The 15,218-nt window shown below is 38.0% G+C and carries 15 protein-coding genes; 1 reads left to right on the top strand and 14 read right to left on the bottom strand.

All coding sequences use genetic code 11. The features are described 5' to 3' along the window. Window positions 1-418 precede the first annotated feature (418 nt). Window positions 419-814, top strand: a complete 396-nt coding sequence (locus tag PN450_RS17080; RefSeq protein ID WP_271837025.1) for an Alr5209 family pentapeptide repeat protein — start codon at window positions 419-421, stop codon at window positions 812-814. 133 nt (window positions 815-947) lie between these two features. On the opposite strand, the gene PN450_RS17075 is transcribed toward PN450_RS17080, so the two are convergent. From PN450_RS17075 to kdpA, 14 genes are all read right to left on the bottom strand, one after another. Beyond that, a complete protein-coding gene (locus PN450_RS17075; protein ID WP_148765418.1) occupies window positions 948-1,526 on the bottom strand; it encodes a Uma2 family endonuclease in 579 nt (192 codons plus the stop codon). A 95-nt stretch (window positions 1,527-1,621) separates the two neighbouring features. Next, entirely contained in the window at window positions 1,622-3,070 is a 1,449-nt protein-coding gene (locus tag PN450_RS17070) for a Ni/Fe hydrogenase subunit alpha (RefSeq protein WP_148765416.1), read from the bottom strand. 127 nt (window positions 3,071-3,197) lie between these two features. Next, window positions 3,198-3,812 carry a CP12 domain-containing protein gene (locus PN450_RS17065; RefSeq protein ID WP_148765414.1) on the bottom strand — a complete coding sequence of 205 codons (615 nt, stop codon included), beginning with the start codon at window positions 3,810-3,812 and terminating at the stop codon, window positions 3,198-3,200. A 73-nt stretch (window positions 3,813-3,885) separates the two neighbouring features. Further along, entirely contained in the window at window positions 3,886-4,431 is a 546-nt protein-coding gene (locus tag PN450_RS17060) for an NADH-quinone oxidoreductase subunit B family protein (RefSeq protein ID WP_271837024.1), read from the bottom strand. Further along, entirely contained in the window at window positions 4,428-4,964 is a 537-nt protein-coding gene (locus PN450_RS17055; RefSeq protein WP_168696586.1) for a DUF3122 domain-containing protein, read from the bottom strand. Before PN450_RS17055 ends, PN450_RS17060 begins: the two co-directional genes overlap by 4 nt. Before the next feature lie 132 nt (window positions 4,965-5,096). Beyond that, window positions 5,097-5,813 (bottom strand): bidirectional hydrogenase complex protein HoxU, encoded by a 717-nt coding sequence (gene hoxU, locus PN450_RS17050; protein ID WP_271837023.1) that lies wholly within the window; start codon window positions 5,811-5,813, stop codon window positions 5,097-5,099. A 61-nt stretch (window positions 5,814-5,874) separates the two neighbouring features. After that, window positions 5,875-7,479: a NuoF family protein gene (locus tag PN450_RS17045; RefSeq protein ID WP_148765410.1), complete on the bottom strand. Its 1,605-nt coding sequence runs from the start codon at window positions 7,477-7,479 to the stop codon at window positions 5,875-5,877. Beyond that, a complete protein-coding gene (hoxE, locus tag PN450_RS17040) occupies window positions 7,466-7,978 on the bottom strand; it encodes a bidirectional hydrogenase complex protein HoxE (RefSeq protein ID WP_271837022.1) in 513 nt (170 codons plus the stop codon). The genes PN450_RS17045 and hoxE overlap by 14 nt, the downstream gene beginning before the upstream one ends. Before the next feature lie 188 nt (window positions 7,979-8,166). Further along, window positions 8,167-8,697 carry a universal stress protein gene (locus tag PN450_RS17035; protein WP_148765407.1) on the bottom strand — a complete coding sequence of 177 codons (531 nt, stop codon included), beginning with the start codon at window positions 8,695-8,697 and terminating at the stop codon, window positions 8,167-8,169. Between the two features lie 319 nt (window positions 8,698-9,016). Beyond that, window positions 9,017-10,138, bottom strand: a complete 1,122-nt coding sequence (locus PN450_RS17030; protein WP_271837021.1) for a sensor protein KdpD — start codon at window positions 10,136-10,138, stop codon at window positions 9,017-9,019. Between the two features lie 14 nt (window positions 10,139-10,152). Next, on the bottom strand, window positions 10,153-10,764 hold the full coding sequence (gene kdpC / locus PN450_RS17025) for a K(+)-transporting ATPase subunit C (RefSeq protein ID WP_271837020.1): 612 nt from the start codon (window positions 10,762-10,764) through the stop codon (window positions 10,153-10,155). A gap of 101 nt (window positions 10,765-10,865) precedes the next feature. Further along, a complete protein-coding gene (kdpF, locus tag PN450_RS17020; protein WP_015079820.1) occupies window positions 10,866-11,069 on the bottom strand; it encodes a K(+)-transporting ATPase subunit F in 204 nt (67 codons plus the stop codon). Window positions 11,070-11,072: 3 nt separating this feature from the next. Continuing rightward, window positions 11,073-13,139, bottom strand: a complete 2,067-nt coding sequence (gene kdpB / locus PN450_RS17015; protein ID WP_271837019.1) for a potassium-transporting ATPase subunit KdpB — start codon at window positions 13,137-13,139, stop codon at window positions 11,073-11,075. Window positions 13,140-13,237: 98 nt separating this feature from the next. Beyond that, on the bottom strand, window positions 13,238-14,932 hold the full coding sequence (kdpA, locus tag PN450_RS17010; protein ID WP_271837018.1) for a potassium-transporting ATPase subunit KdpA: 1,695 nt from the start codon (window positions 14,930-14,932) through the stop codon (window positions 13,238-13,240). Between the last annotated feature and the right edge of the window lie 286 nt (window positions 14,933-15,218).

Genomic DNA, 15,218 nt, shown 5'->3' with positions numbered 1-15,218 from the left:
TGATTTACTGTTTCTCAAATGCCTTTTTTCACTTTATCTGTTTGTTTTGATGCTCCCTTTGATTTTCATCTCCGTAATTTCCCTCTGTAACATTTTGGGGTGCGGAATGTGGGTTTAATTAATTAGTCTAACTTATAATTTTTTCTTGAATATCTTCTTTTATTTATTTGTTATCCTCTCCAGGTGGTGTGCATTCTTATTGCTTCTTATTGAGAATAGGTTTTGATGACATTTTTGGTGATTTACTGTTTCTCAAATGCCTTTTTTTACTTTATATGTTTGTTTTGATGCTCCCTTTGATTTTTCTCTACGGAATTTCCCTCTGTGACAGTTTGGGGTGCGGAATGTGGGATAAAATATGAATGTAGGTAGGATTGGAAATTCCGTAAAAAATTTAGATAAATTGTGAGGCTGCTCTATGCCTGAAGTTAATTTTCAACAGTCAATTAATAGTACTGCTACCATTGTAGAAGAATATGCAGTCGGAAAAAGAGACTTTGAAAAAGCAGAATTAGGAGAAGCTAATCTACAAAATTTTGACTTGAAAGGCTCTGATTTCAGTTATGCTGATTTGAGTACAGCTAATCTCAGTGGTGCAAATCTGCGAGGATGTGATTTGAGTTTTGCTGATTTAAGTGAAGCTAATTTAGAAAATGCAGATTTGCGCGGAGCAATGTTATTTTCTGCAAATTTACGTACAGCTAATTTACAGGGGACGCATTTAGAAAAAGCAGATTGTGATCATAATACCCGGTTTCCCGCAAATTTTGACCCTATTGTAGCAGGTGTAAACATAAGTAACCCATCTGTATAGATACTGGTGCGGCTGCTATAGCCGCTTATTATTTATACTGGCAATATTGTAAATTGTCACAAAAAACCCATTGTATCACTTGACAATTAGAATAGCATATTTTATCAATTTTTGCAAATTTTAATTTTATAACTTAATTTTTCCCTGGAAATACTTTAGTTAAATCTAAAATTAATTCCGGGAAAGATGGCAATTTGACAGACTCATTAGGGAGGATAATTGATTTGTGACGATAGCCAAATTTACCTTGTAAATCTTGATATGGGTCACTGTAGCATTCTAAATAATAATTTACTAAATTGAAAATCCAATAATCAGAAATATCGGCTTCTGCATATAGGGATAATTTTATTTCTTGGTCATATTTTAAAGATGAATCAGCTACTTCAATAATTAGGAAAATGTCAGATGGAGTGGGATGATTGAGAAAATAATCATCAGGTGTATTTTTAACAATTGTTAAATCTAGTTCTGGTTCGCTATCATTAATAATAATAGGTTCTTGTCCGCGGATAGTAGCCTTTTCTTCCAGTAACTTGAATAACTCTCTATATAAACGAGTATTACAAACAGAATGTGCTTTACCTTTTGCAGCCATTTTGATAATTTCACCTTTAATTAGTTCAACTCTGTCATCTTCCGTGAAGAAGTCAAGGTCTGCTAGACGGTGATATTCAGTTATGGTAAAGCGTTTAGCAGTAGCAACAGTCATAAAATTTAGGTAATATGAGTTTAGCTTAAATTATATCATAAAAATACCAGATCCCCAGATACCCGACTTCTTCAAGAAGTCGGGTATCTAAATACTTAATTACGGCAAATTTGATTAACTACAGCACCATTGTTATTTACTACTTCTATTAATAAAGGCATTTGTCCCATTGCATGAGTTGAACAACTCAAACAAGGATCAAAAGCCCTAATTCCGGCTTCGACACGGTTTAACATTCCTTCTTTTATGTTATCACCTTGGATAAAATGGCGGGCAATTTGGGCAACGCTACGATTCATTGCTAAGTTATTTTGACCCGTGGCAATAATCAAATTTACCTTTAACATTAAACCATTTTCATCAACTTGATAATGGTGAAATAATGTCCCCCTTGGGGCTTCACTTACACCCACAGCTTCTAGGCAATTAATACCAGCTTCAGCACAGAGACGAGTTGATAAAATATCTGGATCATCAAGGATAATTTCGATATGTTCAATTGCTGCTAAAATTTCAATTAACCGGGCATAATGATAGAAAAATGATGATTTAATAGTACCATTTTCATAACTGCGGAATTCTTTTAATTCTGTGTCTGCTAAAGGTGTGCCAATTTGACTACAAATATTCAATCTTGCTAAGGGTCCAACGCGATACATTCCACTATCTAAACGACAATGATCACTGCTATCAGGATAACCTAAAGGAAGATAATAAGGTGATTTTAAATAAGAGTCTGCTTGAACTGCTTCACCGATAAATTCATGATAGTTAGCAGCATCAAGATTATCAGCAACGATGTTTCCTCCACTATCAACAAATCGGATATGTCCATCATAAGTTTCCCATAAACCTTCAGAACTAACTAAACCCATGAATAAACTCGGAAAATTACCAAAGGTTTTTGCTTCTTTCTCATAAGTTTTTAATAGGGTTTTAAATAAAGCTATGGCACTAATTACAGTGGCTTTGGCTTCAGGAATTTTTTGCTGAATGTGGGTGCGATTTTCTGTGGTTAAAGGGTCACGAACTCCACCAGGAACAGCCCAGGAAGGATGAATTTTTTTTCCTCCTAATAATTCAATGATTTCTTGTCCAAATTGGCGTAAACGGATTCCACCTCTGGCTAATTCTGGTTCAGCAGCAATTAAACCAAAAATATTGCGGTTTTCGGGTTCGCTATCCATACCTAATAATAGGTCTGGTGCGCTGAGGTGAAAGAAGCTGAGGGCATGAGATTGGATGATTTGCCCTAAATTCATCAAACGGCGTAATTGGGTGGCTGTTTTGGGGATTGTGACGGCTAAAATGCGATCGCCTGTTTTGGCTGATGCTAATAAGTGACTGACTGGACAAATACCGCAAATTCTCGCAGTAATTCCTGGCATTTCTGGAAATGGACGACCGACACAAAATTTTTCAAACCCGCGAAATTCAGTGACATGAAATCTAGCATCATTTACTTGACCTTCATCATCTAAATAAATGCTAATTTTCGCGTGGCCTTCAATGCGAGTAACGGGGTCAATAATGATTGTCTTCATAAATAATCGGTGATTGGTAATAATAAGCAATTGTAGGTTGGGTTGACGTATGTTACCCAACATTTCCGCAACATTATCAAAGATTTTGTTGGGTTTCACTTTGTTCTACCCAACCTACGTATAGTAACTACAAATCATAAATTCTAGATTCTGCTAATTCTGGATATTCATCACAGTAATCTTCAAAGGCAGTTTTGAGAGGTTTTTCAGCGAGTTGGTGAGCAATTTCCGCTTGAATTTCTTCTACTACATCCCAAGCTGCTGCACATTCTGTGGAATTAATGCCTTTTTCTGCACAAACAATTCGAGCTTTTTTAATTTCATCTTGTAATTCTTGTTCTAACAAAAATGAGCGCGGTTGTTCTAAACAACTACTTCTGGCTAAGATGTCAGTAAGTGAGATAATTCCTAATAATTTACCACTAATTACAGGCGCACGGCGGAGATGGTGGTTAGCAAATAATCTGGCTACATATTCTAAACCTAATTCTGGATTGACGACAATACAAGGTTTAGTCATAATTTCATAAACACGGATTTTATTTGGATCTTTGCTGTAGGAAATGACTTTATAAACAATGTCGCTTTCTGTGATAATTCCATAAGCATCTTGTTCATGACGACGATCTACAATTAATGCTCTCCAATCTCTAGCTTTCATTAAATCAACTGCTTCTTTGACTGTGGCTGAACTGCGAATCATTGCCACATCTTTAGTCATCACATCTGCTGCTGTTAACATAATTTACCTCAGAAAAAATAGGGGTCAGGAGAAAGAAGAAGAAAGAAGATATTTATTTGGTCGTGATCACTAATTAACCAAATTTAATCATTTCTCGGCCGAAAATTTCCGGTTTTTCTCCTTTTAATAGTGGTGCAAGTGCGGCACGAATGCGAGGTGCAGAAGGGGGACAACCTGGTAAATAAATATCAACAGGTACTACCTTATGCACAGGAACAACTGTATCTAGTAAAGGGGGAACAATTCCTGGTGAATTGGGAATTTGTTGATTAATACAAGCCTCTTGAATATAAGCTAATTGTAGGGCTGGTTCAGCACCACCGGAAAGATTACGCAAAGCGGTGACATTACCAGTAACAGCACAATCACCAAAGGAAATTATTGTTTTAGTTCGTTCTCTAATTTTGTAAATTAATTCTAAATGTTCTTCATTGGCTATCGCACCTTCAACTAATACGATATCTACACCTTCTGGATATTCTTTAATATCAGCAATGGGACTATAAACTATATCTACTTGTGCAGCTAAGTCTATTAACCATTCATCTAAATCAAGGAATGACATATGACAGCCAGAACAACCACCTAACCACACTGTTGCTAATTTAATTTTAGTCATTTTTTTACCTCTTCAGTTGAAATTAATGATTGCCATTCTTTGACAACATGAATAGGAACTGAGATATTAATGAAGTTTGCAGCGGGAAGAGGTATGGATAAAGTTAAAGATTCTAAAGGTAATTGGAATAATATATCTGTGAAATCATATTGACCAATTGTAGGGGCTGGAGCTTTATCTAAAAAGATATCATTAGCACTCCACACTTTACCTGTATTGGCAGTAATTTTTAACGGTTGAGGGTGAATTAATTCCGCAGAACCAGGAAAGCCAACTAGGCGAAGATTGATATTAGATGTTTGATCAGAATACACTTGTTTAAATAATACAACTTGCCAGACTTTTCCTGATTGATCATCTAATTTAACTTGTGAGCGATAAATAACTTCTTCGGGCGGGTTTCCTATCTGAGTAACAGCAGCAATTACTGTCTGTGACGTGAAATTTACTAAACCCAGGAATATCAATGTTGTCAATATTCCTACTAATAGAATTCGCTTGAATATTTTTTGAATTTGCATATACTGTAACATGAGATTTTATTTCAACTTATTGCTAATGACTAATGACGTTGTAAGATCCCCAACTTCTCATATTGATTCATTACTTATTGACCTCATCAAAGAACAAGTCGGGGATCTGATTTCTCTGCAAATAACTAAGCACTAAAAATTCCATTGTTTTTTCTCTCGTGCAGTTACTAAAAATTCAATTTTGCCCCGATCATGTTTCATTTCACCAACACTTGAACCCTTATCAAATAACGCTCCTGTGGGACAGGCATTCACACATTTACCGCAGGAAGTACAAGTTTGGGAAGTTCCCCAAGGTTGATTTAAATCAGTAATTACGTGAGATTTTGATCCTCTTCCTGCCATATCCCAAGTATGTGCGCCTTCGATTTCATCACAGACCCGAATACAGCGAGTGCAAAGCACACAACGATTATGATCTATGCCAAAAAGATGATGAGAAGTATCAACAGTTCGCTGAGGATTTTGGTATTCTAAGCGGAGATGATCCATGCCCATTTCTATGGCTAAATCTTGTAATTCACAGTTACCATTAGCAACACAAACGGAACAAACATGATTACCTTCGGCAAATAACATTTCTACAATTGTCCGCCGATATTTTTGTAAGCGATCACTATTTGTATTTACCTCCATTCCTTCTGTAACTTTAGTCACGCAAGCAGGTTGTAATTTATTACTACCAGCAATTTCCACCAAACATAAACGACAAGCACCCATATCTTCTACACCTTCTAGATGGCACAATGTAGGAATATGAATACTCGCTTCCTGTGCTGCTTCTAGTAAGGTTTCATTCTCACGAGCGCTAATCAATTCCCCATTTATTGTTAAAGTTTTTACAGTCATAATAATTTGGTAATTGGTAAATAACTCTTACCAGTAACAACTGACAACTGACAACTGACCACTAACTACTGACTAATTCCAAATATTCATCTCGAAAATATCGCAAAGTGCTAAAAACTGGATTTGGTGCAGACTGTCCTAAACCACATAAACTTGTGTGTTTTACCATATCGCAAAGTTCCTCCAATAAATCCAAGTCAGCTAGTGAACCTTTTCCTTGACTAATCTTTGTTAATAAACCGTGTAATTGTACAGTTCCCACACGACAAGGAATGCACTTACCGCAAGATTCATCCATGCAAAATTCCATGAAAAAGCGAGCGACATCTACCATATTTGTAGTTTGATCCATGACAATCATTCCCCCCGAACCCATCATTGAACCCAAGGCGGTTAAGGATTCATAATCTACAGGTGTAGCAAAAGCCGACGCAGGAATACATCCCCCTGAAGGACCGCCGGTTTGTACTGCTTTAGCAATACCATTGTCGGGAACACCTCCTCCCATTTCCTCGACAATTTTCTGCAAAGATGTTCCCATTGGGACTTCTATTAAACCCGTGTTGCGGATGTTTCCCGCTAACGCAAATACCTTTGTACCTTTGCTTTTACCAATGCCAATATTAGCAAACCAATCTGCACCTTTACGAATAATCGGCGCAATATTGGCAAAGGTTTCCACATTGTTAATTAACGTCGGATAGCCCCATAAACCGGACTCAGCCGGGTATGGTGGCCGGGGATGAGGGACACCACGTTTACCTTCAATGGAAGCCATTAAAGCCGTTTCTTCACCGCAGACATAAGCGCCCGCACCAATGCGAATTTCTACTTTAAAATCAAAGGGAGAGTCAAAGATTTGTGAACCCAAAAGCCCTAAGTGTTGGGCTTGACGAATAGCAATTTCTAGCCGTTGAATAGCAATAGGATATTCTGCCCTAACATAAATATAGCCTTGATTTGCCCCGATAGAGTAGGCAGCGATCGCCATCCCTTCCAAAACTCGATGGGGATCACTTTCCAATACACTCCTATCCATGAATGCACCAGGATCACCTTCGTCAGCATTGCAAATTACAAACTTCCTCTCACCGGCGGATTTTGCTACTGTTCCCCATTTTAAACCAGTGGGATAACCAGCACCACCGCGTCCCCTTAAACCACTTTTAGTAATAGTTTCTACCACCTGACTAGGTTTCATTTCCCGTAGCACTTGGTAAAGGGCCTGATAACCATCAGCCGCAATATAAGCTTGAATCCGTTCCGGGTCAATTTTACCACTGTTTTCTAGAACAATCGGCAATTGACGGCTAAAAAATGGCTGATTTAAATCACCCTGTTGTAAATTTGTGACTTCTCCATTTACCCCCACAATAATTTCGGCTGCATTTTCCGGGGTAACTTTTTGATACAATTGCGATATGAGTGAATTTTCCTGGTTTTCTACCTGTACCAATGGTCCCTGACAACACAGACGCATACAACCCACACCAGAAACTTGCACAGTATCTTGTAAACCCGCAGCTTTCACAGATGCTTCGAGATTATCTTTCACAGCTTGAGAATCAGAAGAGAGACAACCCGCAGCAGTACAACACCGAACTTGCACAGATTTCCGTTGAGAAAGTTCCGTTTGGGCAATTTCTAATAACTCATTTAGTTCCATTTTGCCACCATTCTCCCACTTTTTCGCAAACCGATTCTGGAGTTTGATTACCTAAAATAGCACCATCAAACACTACCGCAGGGGCAATTCCACAAGCCCCCAAACATCTAGCCGTCATCAAAGAAATTTGACCATTTGCAGTAGTTTCTCCTGCATGAATTTGCGTAAACTGTTCCACATTTGTTAAGATCGCCGTTGAGCCTTTAACATAACAAGCTGTACCCGTACAAACCACACAATTATGAACCCCTTTCGGTGCTAAGGAAAACAAATGATAGAAAGTAGCTACCCCATAAACCCGACTCGGTGGTAACTTGAGACTATGGGAAATGTAACGCAATAAATCCAGTTCTAAATAACCAAATAGTTCAGAAGCCCGATGCAGAATTTCAATGAGTGCATCTTGTTGATATTGATGACGCTTAATAGTTGCGTCTAAAATCTTTAAACGCTTATCTCCACTTGGATGAGTTAAAGAAGGTGGAACTGATGTTTTCATATTTTTCACGCAAGTGTAACACTAAAAACCTGTTGTCGGGTGCGTCAGAAGGCATAAATCCTGCAAATAAACAGATTGTTGATATCTGACGCACCCGACAAATATTCATCCCTCTTTATCTGTGTTTATCTGCGTTTATCTGCGGTTAATAATTCTTGAAATCTGATTCTATGCAGCTTCATTGAGCATTAATTACTCAATGTAGTAGCTGCTGAAGTAACATTTACCGCTTTAGAAGCAACAGGAGGATGAACAATCTGCACTGAACAGGGTGCATGATGTAAAACATAATTACTCACACTACCAAGGAAAAATTCCGCTATTCCAGAACGTCCCCGTCGTCCCATCATAATTAAGTCAGCATTCCAGTCAATGGCTAATTCACAAATCATTCGTCCTGGATTACCAGTATTTTGCGTAAATTCCGTATTAACACCAGATTTATTAGCTTGGGTGCTCCATGACTGTAACATTTGCAAGCCTTCATTTTTAAATTTTTCCCAATGCTCTTGGTATAATTGAAAACTTTGCTCATTCCAACCGGGATAGTAGTCAATATTGGGGAAAACCAGCGCCTCTGGACTGCCTTCTTCTTCTTGTGATAAAACGTGCAGTAACATTAAATTTGCAGATGTGATCTTAGCTAAAGATAAAGCTTGTTCAAAAACTTTTATGCTCATTTCTGAGCGATCTACTGCGACTAAAATTCTGTTAAACATATATACCTCGATGTTAGCTTGCTAACTAATGATAATGAGTATATTCGGCTTTTTAGGTTAATATTTGGTAAAAGCATCCTTAACATTTACTAACAATCATGCAACAGGGGTCAAGAGTCAAAGCCTTTTATGGCATAGTTTTGTAATTAAATTTTACACTTCATAAGAATACCCGGTAAGTGGGAAACGAGCGCGGCTTGGCTACAAAGAATTTGGGTAACTGGCGAGAATAGATATTTAAGTTAATGTTCGATATTTATGCTAGACGAAAAAGAAAAAAATTGCATCTCATCGAAGATAGATTAAAAAATATTAAAATTTATTTCTCTGTAGCGATAATATGTAAATCTATGTTTTGATTTCTGATTAACTCCAGCAAGCGTTGTGTAAAAGAGCGTTTAAAAAATCTTTTCCATCGAGGTTGATGACTTTCACCAATAACTATCTGAGTGATATGATAAGTTGCGGCAATTTGGGCAATTGTTTGAGAAACATTGTGATTTTTAATATGGAGAAATTCACCAGCGAATTCAAGACATAGTTTTTCACAAGTATCAATGTGTAAACTTTCTTCCTTACTGAGAAAACGTTCAGGATCTGCAATAAATAGAGTATAAAGTTTGGCATTCATATAATTAGCAAGTCGCGCCCCACGCCGTAATAATTGAATCGAATTGGGATAAGTAGATACACATACTAAAACCCGTTCATGGACATTACAAATTTGCCCAGCAGAAATGGAAGTATTTGCTTCTTCTTCAACCGTATCCGCTACTTCTCTCAATGCTAATTCTCGCAAAGCAATCAGGTTACGACGCTGAAAAAAGTTTTCTAAAGATTGCTCAATTTTATCAGGAGTATAGATTTTACCTTCCCGTAAACGCTCTTCTAAAGTTTCTGGAGTCACATCAATCACAACAACAGCATCAGCTTCATCTAAGAGAAGATCAGGGATACGTTCTCTCACCACAACACCCGTAATTCTAGCTACCAAATCATTCAAACTTTCTAGATGTTGAATGTTGACAGTAGAGTAAACATCTATACCTTCTGCTAAAATTAATTCTACATCTTGATAGCGTTTTTCTCTAGCTGAACCGGGGATATTTGTATGCGCTAATTCATCAACTAAAACCAGTTGGGGAGAGCGTTTAAAAATTCCCTCTGTGTCCATTTCTTCAAGGTTGATATTTTTGTGAATAATGACTTTTCTAGGAATTACCTCCAATCCTATCGCTTTTACCGCCGTATCTTTGCGTCCATGAGTTTCTAAAAAGCCAATAACAACATCAATACCATCTTTTTTAAGTTGATGTGCTTCCTCTAGCATTCTATAAGTTTTCCCCACACCGGGAGCCATACCAATGAAAATTTTATGCTTTCCGCGTCGAGCAGGACGAATATAAGAACTGTCAGGAGAAGGGGTAGAGGGATTAAACATGAAGAAATTCCTACTTATTTACTAATTTTATCCACCGCTAGATTTAGTTTTAAAACATTTACTCCCGGTTCACCAAAAATACCCAAGAAACGACCATCAGTGTTTTGAGAAATTAAAGTTTCCAACTGCTTTGGTTCAACTTCTCGCGCTTTTGCTACTCTGGCAATTTGTACCTTAGCACTTTCAGGAGTAATGTGAGGATCAAGACTCGAACCAGAAGTATAAACTAAATCCGCAGTAGGTTGGATACCCGCTTTTTTAAGTCGCTGAATTTCACCTTCATTCCCATTAATACGTTCTAGTAATGCTGGATTACTGGGAGCTAAATTACTAGCACCAGATACCCCCGTCTTCAAAACACCAACTTCATCCTTTTTAGGGTCTGCTGTGCTGTAATTAGTAGTGCTAGGACGACCCCAAAAATACTTTTCACTGGCAAAAGGTTGACCAATTAAAGCTGAACCAATAATCACACCTTGAGAATTTTTAATTAAACTACCATTAGCCTGATCAGAAAAAACAACTTGTCCCGAAATCAACATAAATAACGGATAAATAAAAGCCGTTATCACCCACAAAACCAAAGTCGAACGAATCGCCTTACTAACTTGATGTCTCTGACTCATATTCAAACCTCCCTAATTTAAAAAACCACAACAAAATATATTTCTTCCTTTGCGCCTTTGCTCCTTAGCGTCTTTGCGCGAAATAAAAAATATGGTTCATATTAAAACCTCTCAGGCTGAAAAATCACCACAAACAAATAAACACAAAGACATAGAGTAACAAGCCCCAACAAAGTAATTGTATAAGCCGAAAAACGCGATTCTGCTACCGAAGTCGCTGCTTGAACTGCTGGTGCTAATAATAAATTCAAGCAAAGTAGTAAAAACAGACCCAGAGGAACACGATGACCTTTAGAAATTGTCATTGATTAAGCTAATCCTATAGATACAATGAAAACGTCAATAATTTTGATAGCAATAAAAGGAGCAATCACGCCACCTAATCCGTAAATAAAGATGTTCCGTTGCAAAAGTTGGTTAGCAGTGAGAGGACGAAATTTCACCCCAGTTAATGCTAAAGGAATCAATGCCGGAATAATCAAAGCGTTGTAAATCAAAGCTGATAAAACCGCAGATTGGGTACTTGCCAAACCCATAATATTTAAACCATTTACCCCAATCCCAGGGAAAATTGCTGGAATAATTGCGAAGTATTTAGCGACATCATTAGCGAGAGAAAAAGTTGTTAAAGCCCCACGGGTAATTAGTAATTGTTTACCAATAGTGACAATATCAATTAATTTTGTCGGGTCAGAATCCAGGTCTACCATATTAGCAGCTTCCTTTGCAGCTTGTGTACCAGAATTCATTGCTACACCAACATTCGCTTGTGCTAAAGCTGGGGCATCATTAGTACCATCTCCAGTCATAGCGACTAATTTTCCTTGTGCTTGTTCGCTGCGAATTACTTCAATTTTGTCCTCTGGAGTTGCTTCAGCAATAAAGTCATCTACACCAGCTTCTTCGGCAATTACAGAAGCAGTGAGACGGTTATCTCCTGTCAGCATCACAGTTTTAATTCCCATTCTTCGCATTTGATCAAAACGTTCTTTAATCCCCGGTTTAATAATATCTTTAAGATAAATTACACCGTAAATATCATCATTTTGACAAATTGCTAATGGTGTTCCCCCTAATTTAGAAACTCGCTCATAAGCCGTATTAAGTTCTGCGGTTAATTGTCCATTACGAGAACGCACAAATCCTTTAATTGCATCTACAGCCCCTTTGCGAATTTCGATACCATTCGGTAAATCAATGCCACTCATACGCGTTTTTGCTGAAAATTCAATTCCTGCCGCAGTTGTGGGATTAAAACTCAATTTTGCTCCTAATGATTCGGCTAATTTAACAATTGATTTTCCTTCGGGAGTTTCATCAAAAATACTTGACGCTAAGGAAATTTGAGCAACTTCATTGAGGGAATGACCCTTAACAGGAATAAATTCCTCCGCCATGCGGTTTCCTAAAGTAATTGTTCCCGTTTTATCTAAAACCAAAGTATTAATATCTCCACAGGCTTCTACAGCCCTTCCAGATGTGGCTATGACATTAAATTGAGCCACTCTATCCATCCCGGCAATGCCAATTGCACTCAATAATCCGCCAATTGTAGTAGGAATTAACGCCACTAATAAGGCAATTAATACCGCAATACTCACAGGTGATTTAACATAAACTGACACTGTTGGTAGTGTGACAATTACCAATAAAAAAACTTGAGTTAGCACTGCCAAAAGTACAGTTAAGGCAATTTCATTGGGGGTTTTAGTGCGAGAAGCCCCTTCTACTAAAGCAATCATTCTATCAATAAAACCTTGACCTGGATCTGATGTTACCCTAATAGTTAGTTCATCAGAATTAATGCGCGTTCCTCCCGTTACAGAACTAGCAATATCAGTTCCTGGTTGTTTTAAAACTGGCGCAGATTCTCCAGTAATAGCAGATTCATCTACAGAAGCCACACCAGCAATTACTTCTCCGTCTGCGGGGATAACATCACCAGCGATAACTTTAATTTGATCACCACGACGCAAAGTAGCAGAATTAACTTCTTGAATAGAACCGTCAGGGAGAAGTTTTCGGGCTACAACATCGGATTTTGTCGCCCGTAATGAGTCAGCTTGCGCTTTTCCTCGTCCTTCTGCTACCGCTTCGGCGAAATTTGCAAAAATAAGAGTCAAGAACAGAATTATGGTAATTAGACCGTTAAAAAGTCGCGGATTATTATCACGAGTAACCCCAAAAAGATTCGGTTCAATAGTTACTAAAGCTGTAACAATCGTCCCCACCCATACCAAAAACATAACTGGATTTTTTAGCATATTGCGTGGGTCTAATTTGACAAACGCTTGTTTAAATGCTCTAGTATAAATTCCAGTATTTTTAACTTTGGGAGTATGTTTTCGTTCTTGTCGAGTTTTTGTAGTTTTCATGGATGTTTAGTTATTCAAAAATGTCAGGGACGAACCACAGAGGCACAGAGGACGCAGAGAAATAAAAGATTGAAACATATTTTGTGTAAGTCATAAGTTTATTTGGAAATTAAAAACCATTCTGCAATTGGACCTAAAACTAATACAGGAAAGAAAGTCAGCGCCCCAAGAATTAAAATTACTCCTCCTGTAACTCCAGTGAATAAACCAGTGTCGGTTCTGAGAGTACCGGCAGTCATAGGAACTGGTTGTTTGTTGGACATACTATCTGCTAATAGCAACAAGGCAATAATGGGAATATAACGTCCTGCGAGAATACTGAAACTAGCACTGAGATTCCACCAAAGTCCTGTTGCTGCTGGTTGACTATCAGCTAGTCCTTCAAAGCCAGAACCGTTATTTGCGGCTGCGGAAGCATATTCATAAACTACTTGAGAAACGCCATGAAAGCCTGGGTTACTAATACCTGAAAGCGCATCGGGAAAAGCAAAAACTATTGCCCAAGGGATGAGAATGGCGAAGGGGTGAACTAATAAAACAACGCTGGACAGAACGATTTCTTTTTTCTCGATTTTGCGACCTAAAAATTCTGGAGTCCGTCCTACCATTAAGCCGGTTAAAAACACTGCCAAAATATAGTAGATAAATAAATATGCTGTCCCAGTTCCTTGACCTCCCCAAACTATTTGCAAGAATAAATTAAAGAGAAATACAAATCCACCTGGGGGCATAAATGAGTCGAGAAGTGCGTTAACAGCACCACACATTGTCCCGGTGGTAATAGTTGCAAATAATGAACTTTGCGCCCAACCAAATCTTACTTCTTTTCCTTCTAAATTGGGTTGTTGTGATCCTAAAAGAGAATTAACTAAGGGATTTCCTTGATACTCACCAATTGTAGTTACAATCCACAAGATGGTAAAGATAGTAAATACCATCCAAAATGCTAACCATGCCTGTTTGAGATTGTTAGCAAATATGCCATAGGTGTAAATTAGTGCTGTGGGGATAGAAATCATGCCCCAGGTTTGCAATAAGTTAGAAAAACCACTGGGATTTTCAAAGGGATGTGCTGAATTTATGGCAAAAAAACCACCACCATTTTCACCAATTTGTTTAATCGCTTCCATGTGGGCAACTGGTCCGCGAGCGATCGCTTGAGTAGCACCTTCTAATGTTGTCGCTGTTGCCACTCCGGCAAGGGTTTCAGGCACACCAGCCATGATCAATAACAATCCCATAATGATTGACATAGGCAACAAAATCCGCGTAATTGACTTGGTGATGTCAATATAAAAGTTACCCAATGTTCTGCCAGTTAAGCCACGAATAAAGGCAATTCCCACCGACAAACCGGTCGCTGATGAAACGAACATCAAAAAACTCAAAGCGAATGTTTGACTGGCATAACTGAAGGTTGTTTCTCCAGAATAATGTTGTTGATCTGTATTAGTCAGAAAAGAAAAAGTCGTGTGTAATGCTGTATCCCAAGTTGGTGTACCTAACCCTGTCGGATTGAATGGTAGCCATGCTTGAGTCATCAAAATAGTAAATACCAAAATCCCCATAACTACATTACTGTAAAGCACTGCTTTGGCATATTGCCAACCTGTCATTTCATCTTGAGGACGAACTCCAATTAAGACAAAAATTATTCTTTCTATGGGATTTAACACAGAGTCAAGCAGTGTGCTTTCTCCTAGAAAAACGCGAGCGATATATCTCCCTAATAAAGGAGTGGTGGCAATGACAAGAATTAATGTCAATGCAATTTGTATCCAACCTTGTAACATGAATTATAAAATCTCCTCAAAGAAAGTTGTTATGGCTTTTCAGTATTAAGCAGTCAGCTAAAAACAGATTTTACGGGTTTTCAAGTGGGGGGAGGCTGACATCAGTAATTAATATTCAGAATGCTTATCAATTCAATTCTTCCTAATAAGTAGAACGGCTTGAATAATTCAAAGTTTGTAGTGAGGAATTTATTCCTCATTTAAGGGCTGAAGCCCTTACTACGAAATCATCTCCAGATTTTTTACATTACTTAATCTACTTTGATTTATTTTCGTCTACTTACTT

It is taken from the genome of Dolichospermum lemmermannii CS-548 (assembly GCF_028330815.1).
GTDB lineage: Bacteria > Cyanobacteriota > Cyanobacteriia > Cyanobacteriales > Nostocaceae > Dolichospermum > Dolichospermum lemmermannii.
This window is presented reverse-complemented; position numbering and strand designations above follow the sequence as displayed.

Bases quoted from the DNA above. Each gene is read 5' to 3' on its own strand.
- PN450_RS17080 (WP_271837025.1), top strand. From the start codon at position 419: ATGCCTGAAGTTAATTTTCAACAGTCAATTAATAGTACTGCTACCATT.
- PN450_RS17075 (WP_148765418.1), bottom strand. From the start codon at position 1,526: ATGACTGTTGCTACTGCTAAACGCTTTACCATAACTGAATATCACCGT.
- PN450_RS17070 (WP_148765416.1), bottom strand. From the start codon at position 3,070: ATGAAGACAATCATTATTGACCCCGTTACTCGCATTGAAGGCCACGCG.
- PN450_RS17065 (WP_148765414.1), bottom strand. From the start codon at position 3,812: ATGTTAACAGCAGCAGATGTGATGACTAAAGATGTGGCAATGATTCGC.
- PN450_RS17060 (WP_271837024.1), bottom strand. From the start codon at position 4,431: ATGACTAAAATTAAATTAGCAACAGTGTGGTTAGGTGGTTGTTCTGGC.
- PN450_RS17055 (WP_168696586.1), bottom strand. From the start codon at position 4,964: ATGTTACAGTATATGCAAATTCAAAAAATATTCAAGCGAATTCTATTA.
- hoxU (WP_271837023.1), bottom strand. From the start codon at position 5,813: ATGACTGTAAAAACTTTAACAATAAATGGGGAATTGATTAGCGCTCGT.
- PN450_RS17045 (WP_148765410.1), bottom strand. From the start codon at position 7,479: ATGGAACTAAATGAGTTATTAGAAATTGCCCAAACGGAACTTTCTCAA.
- hoxE (WP_271837022.1), bottom strand. From the start codon at position 7,978: ATGAAAACATCAGTTCCACCTTCTTTAACTCATCCAAGTGGAGATAAG.
- PN450_RS17035 (WP_148765407.1), bottom strand. From the start codon at position 8,697: ATGTTTAACAGAATTTTAGTCGCAGTAGATCGCTCAGAAATGAGCATA.
- PN450_RS17030 (WP_271837021.1), bottom strand. From the start codon at position 10,138: ATGTTTAATCCCTCTACCCCTTCTCCTGACAGTTCTTATATTCGTCCT.
- kdpC (WP_271837020.1), bottom strand. From the start codon at position 10,764: ATGAGTCAGAGACATCAAGTTAGTAAGGCGATTCGTTCGACTTTGGTT.
- kdpF (WP_015079820.1), bottom strand. From the start codon at position 11,069: ATGACAATTTCTAAAGGTCATCGTGTTCCTCTGGGTCTGTTTTTACTA.
- kdpB (WP_271837019.1), bottom strand. From the start codon at position 13,139: ATGAAAACTACAAAAACTCGACAAGAACGAAAACATACTCCCAAAGTT.
- kdpA (WP_271837018.1), bottom strand. From the start codon at position 14,932: ATGTTACAAGGTTGGATACAAATTGCATTGACATTAATTCTTGTCATT.